Below are 16459 nucleotides of genomic sequence, written 5' to 3'. Positions count from 1 at the left end.
CCGCTGCGCTCACAGCCGACCGTCCGGCGGGCTCACCGACGACGGCACCGCGCTCGGTGCCGGCGGCGGGGCTGGACGCGTCGGCACCGGCGTGGACGGGTCGGCCTTCTTCCAGGCGCTGACGCCGATCCGTCCGGTGTTGCCGAGGTCGACCGGCCCGTCCGGGTCGACCTCGACCGCCGGTCGGCCGGCGGCCGGTGCCACCGTCAGGTACTCCCCGTTCGTGGCGACCACAGTCGAGTCGGTGACGAGGTTGCGCCAGAGCACCACGGCGGTGGCCCGCTCCCCGGCGGCGAGGGTGACCGGCCGGGCCGGCTGGTCGAAGCCCGAGGTGATCTCCTTGGCGCCGTTGACCACCCGCAGCATGATCGGCTCGCGCTGCTCGTCGAACACGTGCAGGATCGGGTACCCGTTGAGCTGGTAGGGGCGGCCGCCGCAGTTGACCAGCTCAAGGCCGAGGGCGCGGAGGCCCATCGCGGCGTCCGATCCGGTCGACCGGATCTGGACCCCGGACTCCGGGCACTCCGCCAGCGGCACACCACCGGCGGACGGGGTGCCGCTCGGCGCGGTCGGTGGCGGGCCCGTGGGGTCCCCACCCTGACCGCGATGGTCGCCGGTGGTGCAGGCGGCGAGCAGGAGCGCCGTCGCGACCGCCGCGCCGGCCCGTCGCCGTGCTGCCACATGGCTGGAGATCATCTGTCGATCCTCGCCCATCGAGGTGTCCCACCGCTGCCTGGCCCCCGCAGCAGCGCTGTTGGTAGACCTGCCGTCGTCTGGTCGGGGCCTGTTGAGCTGCCCCGGAAGCGGGGCGGTGACACTGCCCCTAATCCGCTGGCGTGCCGTCCCGGCCCGCCTTTCGAGCTGAATCGTTTAGGGCATCACTCGCATGCTTACGCTTGCAGGGCTTGGATGATCTCGAGAGCGTCGAACCGGGCGGGCTGAGAACCGGCGGCCGAGGCGAGTCCGAGCCATTCCAGCTGCCGAGGCCCGTGTCACGGTGCCAGACAGGGTCCGTCGTGGTCGGCCGAGCGTCCGCAGCGGCCGGTCCCGTCGAGCCTGGTGTCGCAGCAGACCCGGGTACGCAGGAACTGCCGGTCTTCCTCGCTGAGCGTCGTCTCGCCGAAGTCGATGGCGAGCACGTGGCCGAGAGAGTGGCGCAGCGCCAATTCGAGCGCGACGCCATCTCAGCGAGCCAGGTCGCATGACTCGCGAGACACCTCATCGCGGGTTAGAGCTGCACCAGGCCCGCGTGGAAGGTGGGCGAAACGGGCCGCACCCACAGTGTGGGAGCGTGCCCACGGCGGCTGGCTCACCATGATTGGACTATTTGCGCAGCTCAGGGGCGCATTCGGTCCGGCTATGGCGTTGCGGGTGCTCGACGCGAGGCCCCAGGTGCCGGTACATTCCGACCGGGGACTTTCCCACTAGCAAGGAATTTATAAGCTTCGATACTTTCATGCCTCACATTGAAGAGATCCGTTCCTTCGATGGAGGTACCCATGAACGTCTCTCGGCTCGGCGGGCCGACCCTCTCCCTGTTCCGCATCGTGATCGGTCTGCTGTTCACGTTGCATGGTCTGACTTCGGTCTTCGGGTTGTTCGGCGGCAACCCCATGACCGGCCAAGCGGTACCGGTCGGCACCTGGCCCGGCTGGTGGGCGGCGCTGATCCAGTTGGTCTGCGGCGCCCTGGTGCTGGTCGGGCTGTTCACCCGACCCGCCGCGCTCCTGGCGTCCGGCTCGATGGCGTACGCCTACTTCGTCGTGCACCAGCCGGACCATCTGCTGCCACTGCACAACGGGGGCGAACTGTCGGCCCTCTTCTGCTGGTCGTTCCTGCTGGTCGCCGCACTCGGTTCCGGCCCGTGGGCGCTTGACGCACTGCTCTTCCGACGCCGCGCCGACGCACTGCCGTCCTCGGTGGCCGAGCCCAGCCCGGTGTCCGTCTGAGCAGACCCGTGCCGCGCGTCGCCGGAGCCTCGACGAGGCGGTTCCGGCGGCGCGTGCGGGTTTGGGGAGCGAGGGCGGCCGTCCGGCCCGATGCCGCAAACGATTCAGCTCCAAAGGGCGCGCGAGAAGGTGGTCCCCCGTCGGGCGCGGCGGTGACGCCGGTGGGTGGGGGGGCGGTCAGCCCGGCGGGCGGGAGGTGAGGACCGCGTCCAGCAGGCCGGGGTAGAGCCTGTTCAGCTCGTCGCGGCGGAGCCGCACCAGGCGGCTCGTGCCGGCGGCGCGGGTGCGGGTGAGGCCGGCCTCGCGGAGCACCTTGAGGTGGTGGCTGCGAGTCGCCTTGGAGACGCCGAAGTCGAAGCTTCCGCAGGCGGCCTCGCCGCCCTCGGCGAGCGCCCGGACGATCTGCAGCCGCACGTCGTCGGCGAGTGCGGCCAGCACGGCGGTGACCGGTACGGCGCTCAGGTCGGGTTCGTGCGGCTCCATGTGACCAGTGTAACCGTTGTTCGACAACAGTCGAACAAGCTCCTAGGGTCGGTGTCGTTGGTTCGACGATACTCGAACATTGGAGCTGCCGATGCGACCCCGCGCCGCCGCCTACCCACTGCTCGCCGCCCTCGGCTGGGGGGTGATGTTCCCGGTCCTGGCCAGCGCGTTGAACCGGGTCGACCCGCTCAACCTGACCACCGCCCGCTACCTTCTCGCCGCCGTCGTCCTGGTCGCCATCCTGCTGCTCCGCGAGGGTGCCGACGCGCTGCGGCCCGGCGTCCGGACGGTCGAGGTGGTGGTGCTCGGAGTGGTCGGCTTCGCCGGCTTCAACGTGCTCACCGGGCTGGCGCTCGAACACGCCGCTCCGCAGCAGGTGGCGCTCTTCGTGGCCACCACCCCGGTGATCACCCAGCTGGTCCGGTGGGCCCGTGACGGCGTACGCCCGAAGCCTCTCCTGCTGGGTCTCTCCCTGGTGGCGCTCCTCGGCGTCGGCCTGGTGATCACGCGCGGAAGCCTTGCCGGGCTCGGTCAGTTCGGTCTCGGCGGCCTGATGATGATCGGCGCGGTGCTCGGCTGGGGCATCTACACGCACGGCGCCAGCCGCTTCGGCACGTGGTCGCCACTGCGCTTCACCACGCTCACCGCGCTCGCCGGCACCGCCGCCATGCTGGCCGTGAGTATCGGCGCGGACGCCGTCGGCCGGCAGCACGCGCCGGCCGCCGCCGACCTGGTGGCGGTCACCCCACAGCTGGCGTACGCCGTGATCGTGGGAGCCGTCATCGCGGTCCTGGCCTGGAACACCGGAGTGCAGCGACTCGGAGCCGCCAACGCCGCGCTGTTCATGAACCTGGTCCCGGTGACCACGTTCGCTGTGCAGATCGCCCGCGGCTACCGTCCGGAGCCGGTCGAGCTGGTCGGTGCCGCCGTCACCATCGCCGCGCTGGTCGCCGCGAACCTGGCCAACCGTCCCCGGACCCGGGCCTCGTCGCTGCCCGCCGCGAGCGCGGTGACGGATCCGATCGCGGTGACCGACCGCGAGGCGGTGAGCGCTCGCTGACCCACTGGCTGGGATCGGCGGTAGCTAGGGCGGACAGCGTTGTCCTAGACTCGGCGGCACAACTGCATACCTCATCCAGAGGGGCTGAGGGATACGGCCCGACGACGCCCCGGCAACCACCCCGCGCGCTCACCGCTGAGCGACAGGCGGGGCAGGTGCCAATTCCGTCCCCGCCGCACCGTGCGATGCGGGGAAAGATGAGAGGACTCTCGACATGACGTCGACGCTCGCCGCCTCCGGCATCGACACCTCCGCCAGCCCCGCCCGCGCCCTGGTCTGCCGTGCCTGTTCGGCGCGCTACCCGCTCGCGGCCCAGCACGCCTGTTACGAGTGTTTCGGCCCGCTGGAGGTCGAGTACGACACCGCCGCCCTGGCGACCGTCACCCGGGAGCAGATCGAGGCCGGGCCGAAGAACATCTGGCGGTACGCCGCACTGCTCCCCGCCGGTCAGGACCCGAGCACCCGGGTCACCCTCGACCCGGGGCTGACGCCGCTGGTGGCGGCCCCGCACCTCGCCGCCGAGCTGGGCATCACCGCGCCGCTCTGGGTCAAGGACGACAGCGCCAACCCCACCCACTCCTTCAAGGACCGGGTCGTCTCGGTGGCTCTCACCGCGGCGAGGGCACTGGGCTTCACCCGGTTCGCGTGCGCGTCGACCGGCAACCTGGCGAACTCGGTGGCCGCGCACGGCGCCCGCGCCGGAGTGCCCTCGGTGGTCTTCATCCCCAGCGACCTGGAACAGGGCAAGGTCATCACCACCGCCGTCTACGGCGGTGAGCTGGTCGCCATCGACGGCTCGTACGACGACGTCAACCGGCTCTGCGGCGAGCTGGTGGAGACCGACGAGTTCGAGGACACCGCGTTCGTCAACGTCAACGTCCGGCCGTACTACGCGGAGGGCTCGAAGACGCTCGGCTACGAGGTGGCCGAGCAGCTCGGGTGGCGGATCCCGGCGCAGGTGGTCATCCCGATGGCCAGCGGCGAGCTGCTCACCAAGATTGACAAGGCGTTCTCCGAGCTGGTGGAGATCGGCTTGGTCGAGGCACCGGCCGGGGGCTGGAAGGTCTTCGGCGCGCAGTCGGCCGGCTGCAACCCGATCGCCGTGGCGCTGCACGCCGACACCGACACGATCACCCCGGTCAAGCCCACCGGCATCGCCAAGTCGCTCAACATCGGTGACCCCGCCGCCGGCCTCTACGCCCTGGAGGCGGTCCGCCGCACCGGCGGCTGGATGGAGTACGCCGACGACGACGAGATCCGGGCCGGTATCCGCGATCTGGCCCGTACGACGGGTGTCTTCGCGGAGACCGCGGGCGGCGTCACCGTCGCGGTGCTGCGCAAGCTTGTCGAGTCCGGTCGGCTGGACCCGACCAAGGAGACCGTCGTGTTCAACACCGGCGAGGGTCTGAAGACCATCGACGCGGTGGCCGGTCAGGTCGGGCCGACCCACCACATCAAGCCCTCGCTGCGGGCCGCCCGCGACGCGGGTCTACTCGGCTGAGCGCGGACCGCCCGGACGGAGGGCGGGCGATCCGCCGGGTAACTGGGTTTTCGCTGTGAGTGTGGAAAACCCGCCGCTACGGACTTGACGGCAGGAACCGGACGGCGCAAGATGCTCCGTGCGGGAGGGCATTTCGCCGAAGACTTTTGAAGTTCTTACGACCCAACGCCGGAGGCGTTGTGCGAGTGTCCCTCCCGACCACGTTCGATCGGGCCAGCGAGTAATTCGCTGGCCCGATCGCTTTTCCCGGGTGCACGCTCAGCGGCATGAGCATCACCATCACGTCGTTCGACGGCACCGACCGGGCCGGCATCGACGAGGCGTACCGGGTCGGGTCGGCGGCCAACGACGCCGACCTGCCGGACTTCCCACCCTTCTGCCGGCGACGCTTCGACGCAATGGTCCACACCCCGATGCCCGGCACCCGGTCGCTCTGGGCGCTGGCCCGACTCGACGGTGTGCCGGCCGGGTACCTCCAGCTCGACCTGCCCCAGTTGGACAACACCGACAACGCCACCGTCGAGCTGGTGGTGCACCCCGACCTACGGCGGCGGGGCGTCGGCCGGGCGCTGCACGAGTACGCGGTGCGTCTGCTCCGTGAACACGGTCGCAAGCGGGTCGTCGCGATGGCCGTCTCCGCGCTGCCCGACGGGCCGGCGCGGTCGGCCGCGGGGGACGCGTTCGCCGCCGCCACCGGCGCCCGACCCGCGTTGGCCGAGGTGCGTCGCCGACTCGACGTCGGTGGGATCGACCGGGTCGCGTTGCGCGCGGCGCTGGCCGAGGCCCGACCCCGGGCCGAGGGCTACCACTCGGTCTGCTGGCAGGGAACAACCCCGCAGGAGTACGTCGCGGACATCGCCTACCTGGACGGCCGGCTCATGATGGACGCGCCCATGGGCGACGTGCAGTGGGAACCGGAGCAGGTCGACGCCGACCGCATCCGTGGCAACGAGCGCGCCCTGGACGCCAGGGGCCGTCGGCGCTACCACCTCGGGATGCGACACGAGGCGTCCGGTCGACTGGTCGCCTGGACCCTGCTGGACGTGGGCGCCTCCGCCGACTGGCACGCGTACCAACAGATCACCATCGTCGACCCGGCCCACCGTGGGCACCGGCTCGGCCTGATCGCCAAGGCCGAGAACCTGCACCACCTGCTCACCCACGAACCGGCGGTCCGCGTGATCGACACCTGGAACGCGGCGAGCAACAGCTACATGGTGGCGATCAACGAGCAGCTCGGCTTCCGCCCGGTGGACGCCTGGACCGACTGGCAGCTCACCCTCTGACGGGTATCGGCGCTACTGCTCGCGGACGTCCGTCATGCATGATGGCGGGCATGACGGAGACCCCGCATCCCCTGTACGAGAGGCACGCCGACACCCTCAACCGTGCGCTGACCGCGATCACGGAGCGGGGCTACTGGTCCGCCTATCCCGAATCTCCCAGCCCCCGGGTGTACGGCGAGACCGCCGCCGCCGACGGTAAGGCCGCCTTCGAGGCGTACCTCGGTGGTGATTTCCCGCTCGACCAGCCGGGCACCGGCGAGCGGGTCGCCACCGAGACGAGCCCCTTCGGGGTGGAGCTGGCGGTGCGGTACCCGCACGCCGGACCGGGCGAGCTGGTGAGTGCCGCCTCGGCCGCGCTGCCCGCGTGGCGCGACGCCGGTCCGCAGGCCCGGGTGGGTGTCTGCCTGGAGATCCTCGACCGGCTGCACAAGCACATCTTCGAGCTGGCCAACGCGGTGCAGTTCACCAGCGGGCAGGCGTTCGTGATGGCCTTCCAGGCCGGTGGCGCGCACGCGCTGGATCGTGCCCTGGAGGCGCTGGCGTACGCGTACTCCGAGATGACCCGGCACCCGGGCACCGCCGGTTGGGAGAAGGCCGCCGGCAAGGGCGACCCGCTGCGGATGACCAAGACGTTCCACGTGGTGCCGCGTGGGGTGGCGCTGGTGATCGGCTGCAACACCTTCCCGACCTGGAACTCGTACCCCGGGCTGTTCGCCTCGCTGGTCACCGGCAACCCGGTGATCGTCAAGCCGCACCCGAGGGCGGTGCTGCCGCTGGCCATCACCGTGAAGTACGCCCGGGAGGTGCTCGCCGAGTCCGGCTTCGACCCGAACCTGATCATGTTGGCGGCCGAGGCCCCCGGTGAGAAGCTCGCCAGCGACCTGGCCCTGCACCAGGCCGTCAAGATCGTCGACTTCACCGGTTCGACCGAGTACGGCGACTGGCTGGAGACGCACGCCCGGCAGGCGTCGGTCTACACCGAGAAGGCCGGTCTGAACACCGTCGTCATCGACTCCACCGACGACTTCGCCGGCATGTGCCGCAACCTCGGCTTCACGCTGACCCTCTACAGCGGTCAGATGTGCACCACCTCGCAGAACATCCTCATCCCGACCGGCGGCATCGAGACCGACCAGGGGCACAAGAGCTTCGACGAGGTGGCCGGCGGGATCGCCGCCGCGGTCGCCAAGCTCACCGCCGACCCGGCCCGGGGCGTGGAGCTGACCGGCGCCATCGTCAACGACGGGGTGCTGGAACGGCTGGCCGACGTGACGAAGGTCGGCTCCCCGGTGCTGGAGTCGCAGACCGTCACCCACCCGGCGTTCCCGGACGCGGTGGTGCGTACCCCGGCGATCGTGAAGCTGGCCGCGGACGACGCGGAGACCTACGGCCGGGAGTGGTTCGGGCCGATCTCGTTCGTCATCGCGACCGACTCCACCGCGCACAGTCTGGAGCTGCTGCGCCGGACGGTCGGCGAGAAGGGTGCGCTCACCGCCGGGGTCTACTCCACCGACGAGTCGGTGCTCGACGCCACCGAGGCGGTGGCTGTCGAGGTCGGTGTGCACCTGTCCTGCAACCTCACCGGCGGGGTCTTCGTGAACCAGTCGGCGGCGTTCTCCGACTTCCATGGCAGTGGCGCCAACGCGGCGGCCAACGCGGCCCTGACCGACGGGGCCTATGTGGCGAACCGCTTCCGCATCGTCCAGTCCCGACGCCCAGCCTGACCCCCCGACCCCCGACCCCCGACGCCCGACCCCCGACCCCCGAGGTGATCAAGAGGTTTGCGTCAGGATCAGCGCGATTCCTGACGCAAACCTCTTGATCACCGGTCGCTGACGGGGGAGGGCGGCTCAGGCTGGGCGGCGCATTTGCAGCTCGGTCATCGCGGGGATGTTGGGGTGGGGGACCCGTACGCCGGTGTCCTCGAAGCCGAGCCGTTGGTAGGCGCGGTAGGCGCGGTCGTTGCCCACCACCACCTCCAACAGCAGTTCCGGTCGCCCGCAGGCCCGCGACCAGGCCGCGACGCCGTCGATCAGCTCGCCGAGAAGGCCGCTGCCCCGCCAGGTGGGCGTGACGTACACGGCGTAGATGACGGTCAGCCCCGCCTCGTCCGGAGTGGTGGTGCCGCCGGCGTGCCCGACCAGCCGGCCGCCGCCCGGGTCCGCGACGAACTGCGCGTTGTTCGGGCCGGCGGAGGTGTAGGCGATCCGTGCGGCGTACTCGGCGTGGGACCGGGCCGCCGCGTCCGCGATCGTCTCCAGGAAGGCCAGCGGTGCGTCGGCGAGCATCTCCAGACGCAGCGCCCGCATCCGGGCGGCGTCCGTCGGCCGCACTCGGCGGATCTCCGCCTGGCGCAGGACGGGCGAGCCGGTGTCGGTGGTCATGTCCGCATGCCTACCACAGGGCGGACGGGGCTCCTGGTCACGCCTCTCGGGCCGTTGCTTGGGGGGTCGGCCTGCCCCTTCGCCAGGATCCATCGCCGCCGATCCGGTGGATCGGGAAACGGGTTCCTCGACGTCGTCGGGCCGCGCTGGAATATGCCCGATTTGCGGTCGTGCACGGCCGTCACTCCTCGTGTAGCGTGCGATTTCGGTCACCGCTTCAATGGCCGTCGTCGATTGCTGAGGCGGTGCTCCGATGGCGTCCGGCTGTGCCGTGCGCCAGGCCGGCAACGCCGCACAGAGTGAGGGAAGTGGCACCGTGGCACAGGGTTCCGTGAAGTGGTTCAACGCCGAGAAGGGTTACGGCTTCATCGCCGTCGACGGCGGTCAGGACGTGTTCGTTCACTTCTCCGCGATCGAGATGGACGGCTACAAGGCGTTGGAGGACGGCCAGCGGGTCGAGTTCGAGATCGCGCAGGGCCAGAAGGGTCCGCAGGCGGAACACGTACGCGTCATCGGCTGAATCTCCCGTACCGAGCGGCCCCGCGCGTCGGGGCAGCGGCACGGGCGCGCAACCGGGAAGATCGTGAACCGTTCCAGCCGATGCTGAGGAGCGTTCATGACCGACCAGCCACCCTCGTCCACCCCACCCTCCGGGCCAGGTGAGCCGGGCCCGTCCGACCCGACCCAGGGCCAACCCGGTGTGGGCGGTCCTCCGCCGGGTGGCGAGCACGTACAGCCGGCCGGCCCACCGCCGGGGTGGGACCCTGCGCCGGGCACCTGGGGGCCGGGCGGTCCGCCGCCGCAGGGCTGGGTGTTCCCGCCCACCGGGGGTTACCCACCCGGCGCGGGTCCGTACGGCGCGCAGCAGTGGTATCCGGGGCCGCCGGCCGGGTGGTATCCGCCCGGCTACGGGTTCGACCCGAACGACCCCCTCGTCACGCCGCCCGGCTTCGGCATCGGTGGCTGGTTCAACAGGTGCGGGGGAGCGCTGCGCCGGGGTTGGCGGCAGTTGGTGCCGATCATGCTGCTGACCCAGGTGCTGCCCGCGGCGGTGCTGTCGGTGATCTCGCTCGGGCTGGACCCGTCGGCGAGTTGGGCTGCCGAGGTCGAGACGAGTTCGACAGCGGCGCTGCCGGACAACTTCGTCGCGGAGTTGGCGGGTCTCCTGGCCGTGCTGGTCGGTGGGAGTCTGGTGATCGGCCTGGTGCAGGCCGTCGGGTGGGCCGCCGGCAGTTGGGTGATCACCCGGCAGGCAGCCGGTCAACCGGCCGGCCTCGACGCCGCGCTGCGCTACGGCCTCCGTCGGGCGCTCGGGCTGTGGGGGTGGACCCTGCTGATCAGCCTGCTCATCGGCTTCGGCATCTGCTTCTGCGTGCTGCCGGGCATCTATCTGGCGTTCGCGCTGAGCATGGCGGGCCCGGTCTACCTCTTCGAGCGCCACAACCCGATCGGCCGATCGTTCCGGATGTTCCACGACCGGCTCGGCCTGCTGCTCGGTCGGGTGGCCCTGGTGGCCCTCGCGGTGATCGTGGTCAGCTTCGTCGCGAGCGCCCTGGAAGGGTTCGGCACCTCCGCTCTCGGCACCGATCCCTTCGCGTCGGCGGGCACCGCGCTCGGCGCGGTGGTGGTGATCGGGGTCACCGCGGTCCTGGCCCTGCCGGCCCACCTCGCCCAGATGATCGGTCTGCTGCTGACGTACACCGAGCAGCGCGCTCATGAGGGGCCGGTGAACGCCACCGGACTCGCCGCGGAACTCGGCTGAGCGGCTTCGTCGTGCTTGCACTCGGCAGGGGAGAGTGCTAAACAAGTCATTGGCACTCGCATACCGTGAGTGCCAATGGTCGGGACGGTGGGGCCAGGTTGCACCGGCGTGGAGACGCCGGGGCGGCACATGGCCGGTCGTCGCGGGCTATCCGGCCCGGCCGAAGGACGTCGTCGTCGCCAGGTGGCGACGTCCCAAGGTGCGTACACCAGGCGGCCCATCCGAGGCACATCTCGGGTGGCCCGTGAGTGTCCAGGAGGACAACGCCGTATGGCCAAGATGATCGCGTTCGACGAAGAGGCGCGCCGCGGCCTCGAGCGGGGCATGAACCAGCTCGCCGACGCCGTGAAGGTGACCCTCGGCCCCAAGGGCCGCAACGTCGTGCTCGAGAAGAAGTGGGGTGCCCCCACCATCACCAACGATGGTGTGAGCATCGCCAAGGAGATCGAGCTCGAGGACCCGTACGAGAAGATCGGCGCTGAGCTGGTCAAGGAGGTCGCCAAGAAGACCGACGACGTTGCCGGTGACGGCACGACGACGGCGACCGTCCTGGCCCAGGCCCTGGTTCGCGAGGGCCTGCGCAACGTGGCCGCCGGCGCCAACCCGATGGCCCTGAAGCGGGGCATCGAGACCGCTGTCGCGAGCGTCTCGGAGGAGCTGTCCAAGCTCGCCAAGGACGTCGAGACCAAGGAGCAGATCGCCTCCACCGCCTCCATCTCCGCTGGTGACAGCACCGTCGGCGAGATCATCGCCGAGGCGATGGACAAGGTCGGCAAGGAAGGCGTCATCACCGTCGAGGAGAGCAACACCTTCGGGCTGGAGCTGGAGCTCACCGAGGGTATGCGCTTCGACAAGGGCTACATCTCGGCCTACTTCATGACCGACCCGGAGCGTATGGAGGCCGTCTTCGACGACCCGTACATCCTGATCGCCAACAGCAAGATCTCGTCGGTGAAGGACCTGCTCCCGATCCTGGAGAAGGTCATGCAGTCGGGCAAGCCGCTGCTGATCATCGCCGAGGACCTGGAGGGCGAGGCTCTCGCCACCCTGGTGGTCAACAAGGTCCGTGGCACCTTCAAGTCGGTCGCCGTCAAGGCGCCGGGCTTCGGTGACCGCCGCAAGGCCATGCTGACCGACATCGCCATCCTCGCCGGTGGTCAGGTCATCAGCGAGGAGGTCGGCCTCAAGCTCGACGCCGCCAGCCTCGACATGCTGGGCCGCGCCCGCAAGGTCGTGGTGACCAAGGACGAGACCACCATCGTCGACGGTGCCGGTGACGCCGAGCAGATCCAGGGCCGGGTGAACCAGATCCGGGCCGAGATCGACAAGAGCGACTCCGACTACGACCGGGAGAAGCTGCAGGAGCGGCTGGCCAAGCTGGCCGGCGGCGTTGCGGTCATCAAGGTCGGCGCGGCCACCGAGGTCGAGCTCAAGGAGCGCAAGCACCGCATCGAGGACGCCGTTCGCAACGCGAAGGCCGCCGTCGAGGAGGGCATCGTCCCGGGTGGTGGCGTCGCGCTGGTCCAGGCCGGCAAGACCGCCTTCGACAAGCTCGACCTGGTCGGCGACGAGGCGACCGGTGCGAACATCGTCAAGGTCGCGCTGGACGCCCCGCTGCGGCAGATCGCCGTCAACGCCGGCCTCGAGGGCGGCGTCGTGGTGGAGAAGGTCCGTAACCTCGAGTCGGGTCACGGCCTCAACGCCGCCAACGGCGAGTACGTCGACCTGCTGGCCGCGGGCATCATCGACCCGGCCAAGGTGACGCGCTCCGCGCTGCAGAACGCCGCCTCCATCGCGGCGCTGTTCCTCACCACCGAGGCCGTCGTCGCGGACAAGCCGGAGAAGACCCCGGCTGCCCCGGCTGGCCCGGGTGGCGGGGACATGGACTTCTGAGTCCAGTTCCGACACACCGAACGGGGCGGGCCGCTGACGCGGTCCGCCCCGTTCGTCGTCAGGTCGGCAGAGGGCGCTGGTTGCGCCGTTTCTGCGCCCGGTCGTACGGCGGAAGCAGTTGGATCGGGGCGTCCACCATCTCGCGCGGCTCGTCCACCAGCGACGACTCCCCGTCGGTGGTCATCTCGGCGAGTTGTTCGGCATCGCCGTAGTCGAGCCGGTCGAACGGCAGTTGGCCGGGCAACTCGCCGACCGGTTTCCAGGTGATCGGCGTGCCGTCCTCGGTCTGGTCGTCATCCGTGGTCATGGCTGCCTCCTCTACCGAAACGGTAGGGGGCGTCGATGGCCGATGCGGGCGAATGGATCCATGTCCTGTTTGACGCTTTTAGTCGGTCAAGGTCCGTCGGTACAGGAAGAAGACCCGCTCGATCCAGGCGCCCGCGCTGCCCGAGTAGAACGGCACCGGCCCCACCCAGCCGATCTGCGCCCGGTCCAGCCCGGCCGCCTGCTGATCCCGCAGGCAGCGGCGCAGCAACACCCCACCGATGCCCGAGCCCTCCGCCGCCGGCGCGGTGCCCATCGGCCCGAACCAACTCGGCCGGGACGACCCGTACGCGGCGAAGCCCAGCACCTCGCCGTCCCGCTCCGCGAGGTGGCAACCGGCGCCGTCACGACCCACCGACCCGGTCAACTCGCCGTCCCACGTGCCGCCGAAGGTGGACCGGGCGAACGCGGTGAGCGCCGGCAGGTCCCTCGGCTCCGCCCGACGTACGGTCACGCCCTGGTCGGCCAGCCGACGCTCCGCCGCCTCCGTGGACCGCAGGGCCGGCGACCCGTCGTACGACAGGTCCGCGGTCATGTTCCAGGCGGTCCGGTCCTGGTGGTAGCCGAGCGCGAGGGCGGCACACACCGCCGGCGTGTAGCGGACGTCGATGCCCGGCCACGCGTAGTACGGCGGGTTCCCGGCCAGCAGCACCTCGGACACGCCGCGCTCGGCGAGCACCTGCTCGGCCCGCCGCAGCAGTGAACGGCCGACGCCCCGACGGCGCTGGTCCGGCAGGACCGCGACCAGGTCCACGTGCCCGATGCCCGGCTCGGTCGCCGACTCCGAGCAGATCAACACCCCGACCAGGTCCACACCCTGGTACGCCCCCAGCCCGACCACCCGCCGGTCGGCGGCGGCCCGGGGCCAGAGCACGTCCACGACGGGGGCCGCCTCGGCGGCGTCCTCGGGCAGGTCGAGCGCCTGCTCGCAGAGCCGTACCACGGCGGGGACCAGGTCGGTGCTCAGCTCGGTGACGGTGATCTCGGCGTCCATGGTCGCCGACCCTAGATCACCGGGTACCGGGTCGCACCCCCGCGGCCGCCCGAACGGCGGCGTACGCGTCGACCTGACCGGCCCCGGTGACGTTCGACGGGGTGCCGCAGTCGTCGGACGGGTTGCGGGAGCGGTAGGTCGGCGTGGCCGCCGTCGCGGTGTCCCGCAGGATCTGCCGGGTCCGGGTCACGTCGCCGATCAGCGCCGGGTTCGCCGACCACATCAGCGCGACCACCCCCGCCACCTGCGGGGTCGCCATCGAGGTGCCGTCGAGTGCGGCGTACGTGCCGCCCGGCATGGCCGACACCACGCCCACACCCGGCGCCAGCACGTCCGGCTTGCCCGCGCCGGGAACCGGTCCGCGCGAGGAGAACTCGGCGACCCGTCGCTGCGAGTCCACCGCGCCCACCGTCAACACGTCCGGGAACGGAGCCGGCGGGTCGTCGATCGACGCGCACCACGGGCCGGTGTTGCCGGCCGCGGCCACCACGAAGATCCCGGCGGCGTCCAACGCGGCGGTCGCCGGGCGCAGCACACCCCGGTCGCAACCCTCGATGGACGGGCAGCCCCACGAGTTGGTCAGCACCTGCGGGGCGCGCTCCGGGCGGCCGTCGGCGAACGGGTCGCCACCGGTCGGGAAGGGTGCCAGCATGAACTGGAGACACTGCAGGTAGTGCCCGGGGCTGCCGAGGTTGCGGTCCAGGTTGACGCAGCCCACCCACTGCGCGTCCGGCGCCACCCCGATGCCATCCCGTCCGACCGCGCTGCCGACCGTGTGGGTGCCGTGCCCGCCCTGGTCGGTGGGGGTGCGCGTGCCGTCCCACGGGTCGTACCAGGAGTCGTCGCCACCGCGGAACTGCGCCCGCAACGCCGGATGGGTGCCGTCCACCCCCGAGTCCGAGCTGCCGACCACGATGCCCGATCCGGTCACCCCGAGCTGGGACCAGACCTTGTCGGCACCGATCTGGCTGATGTTCCACTCCGGACCGGTGGGCTTGGGCGCGGTGCCCCGGTTCTGCCCGGCCGGGGCCGGCAGTGGGCGGAGGCGTTGGCTGATCAGCACCCGGTCCACCTCCGGTCGGCGGGCGAGCCACGCGCGCACCGCCGGGCCGCCGTCCACCTCGACCGCGTTCACGAGGTAGTACGACACCGGGTCGAGTCGGAGTCGGCTCAGCTCCCGAACCAGGTCGGCCTGGCTCTGCTCGGCGGTCGTCACCAGCCGCCGGTAGACCTCCGTCGCCCGGGCGTCCCGCCCCGCCCGACCCGCCGTGCCGGTCGGCAGACCGGTCAGGTCCGCCTGCGCGCGTAGCACCACCAGCAGTCGCTCGCCGTACAGGCCCGGTTGGCCGGGGCCGAGGTCGACCACGCCGAACGCCCCCACCAGCACCACGGCGGTCACCGCGGCGAACCGACGACTCGGGGTACGCGCCGACGGCCGGGCGAGCAGCACCGCGTACCCGATGGCCACCAGGATGGCGACGGCGAGCCCGACGCCGGTGGCGGCCGCCACCCAGAACGGGACGTCCCGGGTGCCGATCAGCAGCAGGCTGATCTCTTCCGGGTCGGTGAAGGCGAGCGGGCCGAGTGCGGCCGACCCGACGAGCCAACCGGTCGCCGTCCGACCGGCACGCGCGGCGTCCGCCGACTCGTCGGACGACCGCCAGGCCGCGGCCCACAGTGCGGCCAGGGCGAAACCCGTCGGCGGCAGGGTCCACAGCGCGGGCAACTGCGCGCCGGACTGGCCGGCTCCGGCCGCGAGCAGCAGCAGCGCCACCCCGGCGACCAGGCCCCCGACCAGCACCAGCCGGGCCGGCCGCGGTGGCCGACCGACCGCGAACCGGGACCAGAACGTGGCGTCCAACAAGGTCGCGGCCAGCACACCGAGCGCGGCGGACGCCAGCAGCGCGAGCGCGGTCTCCAACAGCCCGCCGAGCGCGCCCAGCCAGGCCCACGGCAGCAGCATCGCCGACCCGGCCGCGACCGCGAGCAGCGGCACCGGCCCGGGCCGGCGGGCACGCCCGGCCGGCTCTGCCCCGGCCCGTGCGGCGTGGCCGGGTTCGGTCCGTGCGGCGTGGCCGGGTTCGGTCCGTGCGGCGTGGCCGGGTTCGGTCCGTGCGGCGTGGCCGGGTTCGGTCCGTGCGGCGTGGCCGGGTTCGGTCCGTGCGGCGTGGCCGGGTTCGGTCCGTGCGGTGTCGCCTGCCTCGGTCCGTGCGGCACCGTGGGCTTCGGTCCGTGCGGCGTCGCCTGCCTCGGTCCGTGCGGTGTCGCGGTTTTCGGTGGGTGCCGTGCCGCTGACCGCCGCGGCTGGTCCGGGGTACGCCTGCCGGCGGGCCGATCGGCGCACGACAAGCGCGGTGAGCGTGGCTACGGCGGCCAGCGCGGCGAGGTACGCCTCGTGGTGCACCGGCGGCACGACCCGCAGCGCGGTGAGGACCCCCAGTGCGACGGCCCCGACGAACCAGACCCGCCCGGTGGCCCGGACCGTTGTCGACCGGGGCACGACGGCCAGGAGCAGGGCGGGCGTGCCCACCAGCACGACAGCGGCAAGGCCGAGCACCGGCCAGAGCCAGCCGACCCGATCCCGTCCGAAGCCCAGCATCACCTGGTCGGTGACCCAGCCGCCGGACTGGACGGCCACGGTGACGGCGACGGTCCAGCAGCCGACGAACACGGCCGCCACCGCTGGCCAGGGGGAGCTGCGGTGGTCGAGTCCGGGGTGCGAAGGCTCACCGTGCATCCGAGAACCTTACGACCGATGTCGAACGGTTCGGACGCGGACATCACGACGCCGGAGGATGCGGGCCCGCAGTGATCAAGTGATGA

At 71.5% G+C, this 16459-nt stretch carries 14 protein-coding genes, 1 pseudogene and 1 riboswitch; of the genes and pseudogenes, 8 read left to right on the top strand and 7 right to left on the bottom strand.

The window, feature by feature from the left end:
* Positions 1-9 precede the first annotated feature (9 nt).
* Positions 10-696, bottom strand: a complete 687-nt coding sequence (locus O7616_RS02920; RefSeq protein WP_282305490.1) for a DUF4232 domain-containing protein — start codon at positions 694-696, stop codon at positions 10-12.
* Between the two features lie 296 nt (positions 697-992).
* Positions 993-1175: pseudogene (locus O7616_RS02915) on the bottom strand (hypothetical protein); the annotation flags it as partial.
* Between the two features lie 324 nt (positions 1176-1499).
* On the opposite strand from O7616_RS02915, the gene O7616_RS02910 reads away from it, so the two are divergent.
* Positions 1500-1949, top strand: a complete 450-nt coding sequence (locus O7616_RS02910; protein WP_282305487.1) for a DoxX family protein — start codon at positions 1500-1502, stop codon at positions 1947-1949.
* 177 nt (positions 1950-2126) lie between these two features.
* Here the strand turns inward: O7616_RS02910 and O7616_RS02905 are convergent, their stop codons facing one another.
* Entirely contained in the window at positions 2127-2432 is a 306-nt protein-coding gene (locus O7616_RS02905; RefSeq protein WP_282305486.1) for a helix-turn-helix transcriptional regulator, read from the bottom strand.
* Positions 2433-2523: 91 nt separating this feature from the next.
* Here O7616_RS02905 and O7616_RS02900 point away from each other — a divergent pair, with 91 nt between their 5' ends.
* The 4 genes from O7616_RS02900 (at position 2524) to paaN (ending at position 8003) form a co-directional block, all read left to right on the top strand.
* A complete protein-coding gene (locus O7616_RS02900) occupies positions 2524-3492 on the top strand; it encodes a DMT family transporter (RefSeq protein ID WP_282305485.1) in 969 nt (322 codons plus the stop codon).
* Between the two features lie 68 nt (positions 3493-3560).
* Positions 3561-3696: riboswitch (SAM riboswitch) on the top strand.
* Positions 3697-3706: 10 nt separating this feature from the next.
* On the top strand, positions 3707-4993 hold the full coding sequence (gene thrC / locus O7616_RS02895) for a threonine synthase (RefSeq protein ID WP_282305484.1): 1287 nt from the start codon (positions 3707-3709) through the stop codon (positions 4991-4993).
* A gap of 266 nt (positions 4994-5259) precedes the next feature.
* Positions 5260-6279, top strand: coding sequence for a GNAT family N-acetyltransferase (locus tag O7616_RS02890; RefSeq protein WP_282305483.1), 1020 nt, complete (start codon positions 5260-5262; stop codon positions 6277-6279).
* A 50-nt stretch (positions 6280-6329) separates the two neighbouring features.
* On the top strand, positions 6330-8003 hold the full coding sequence (gene paaN / locus O7616_RS02885; RefSeq protein ID WP_282305482.1) for a phenylacetic acid degradation protein PaaN: 1674 nt from the start codon (positions 6330-6332) through the stop codon (positions 8001-8003).
* Between the two features lie 126 nt (positions 8004-8129).
* Here paaN and O7616_RS02880 read toward each other — a convergent pair whose 3' ends face one another.
* On the bottom strand, positions 8130-8663 hold the full coding sequence (locus O7616_RS02880) for a GNAT family N-acetyltransferase (protein WP_282264223.1): 534 nt from the start codon (positions 8661-8663) through the stop codon (positions 8130-8132).
* Positions 8664-8979: 316 nt separating this feature from the next.
* Here O7616_RS02880 and O7616_RS02875 point away from each other — a divergent pair, with 316 nt between their 5' ends.
* The 3 genes from O7616_RS02875 to groL all read left to right on the top strand — a co-directional run bounded on the left by O7616_RS02875 (position 8980) and on the right by groL (position 12318).
* The gene (locus O7616_RS02875) at positions 8980-9183 is read left to right on the top strand and encodes a cold-shock protein (protein WP_088991357.1); all 204 of its coding nucleotides are present in this window, start codon (positions 8980-8982) and stop codon (positions 9181-9183) included.
* Positions 9184-9279: 96 nt separating this feature from the next.
* The gene (locus O7616_RS02870; RefSeq protein WP_282305481.1) at positions 9280-10425 is read left to right on the top strand and encodes a hypothetical protein; all 1146 of its coding nucleotides are present in this window, start codon (positions 9280-9282) and stop codon (positions 10423-10425) included.
* A 270-nt stretch (positions 10426-10695) separates the two neighbouring features.
* Positions 10696-12318: a chaperonin GroEL gene (groL, locus tag O7616_RS02865; protein ID WP_088987389.1), complete on the top strand. Its 1623-nt coding sequence runs from the start codon at positions 10696-10698 to the stop codon at positions 12316-12318.
* A gap of 58 nt (positions 12319-12376) precedes the next feature.
* Here groL and O7616_RS02860 read toward each other — a convergent pair whose 3' ends face one another.
* The 3 genes from O7616_RS02860 to O7616_RS02850 form a co-directional block, all read right to left on the bottom strand.
* Complete coding sequence (locus O7616_RS02860; RefSeq protein ID WP_282305480.1) at positions 12377-12625, bottom strand: hypothetical protein; 249 nt, start codon at positions 12623-12625, stop codon at positions 12377-12379.
* 78 nt (positions 12626-12703) lie between these two features.
* The gene (locus O7616_RS02855; protein ID WP_282305479.1) at positions 12704-13636 is read right to left on the bottom strand and encodes a GNAT family N-acetyltransferase; all 933 of its coding nucleotides are present in this window, start codon (positions 13634-13636) and stop codon (positions 12704-12706) included.
* 16 nt (positions 13637-13652) lie between these two features.
* Positions 13653-16373, bottom strand: a complete 2721-nt coding sequence (locus O7616_RS02850; protein ID WP_282305478.1) for a S8 family serine peptidase — start codon at positions 16371-16373, stop codon at positions 13653-13655.
* Positions 16374-16459 lie beyond the last annotated feature (86 nt).

Source organism: Micromonospora sp. WMMD964 (assembly GCF_029581455.1).
Lineage (GTDB): Bacteria > Actinomycetota > Actinomycetes > Mycobacteriales > Micromonosporaceae > Micromonospora.
The sequence above is the reverse complement of the archived record's forward strand: the minus strand, read 5'-3'. Positions and strand labels throughout refer to the sequence as shown.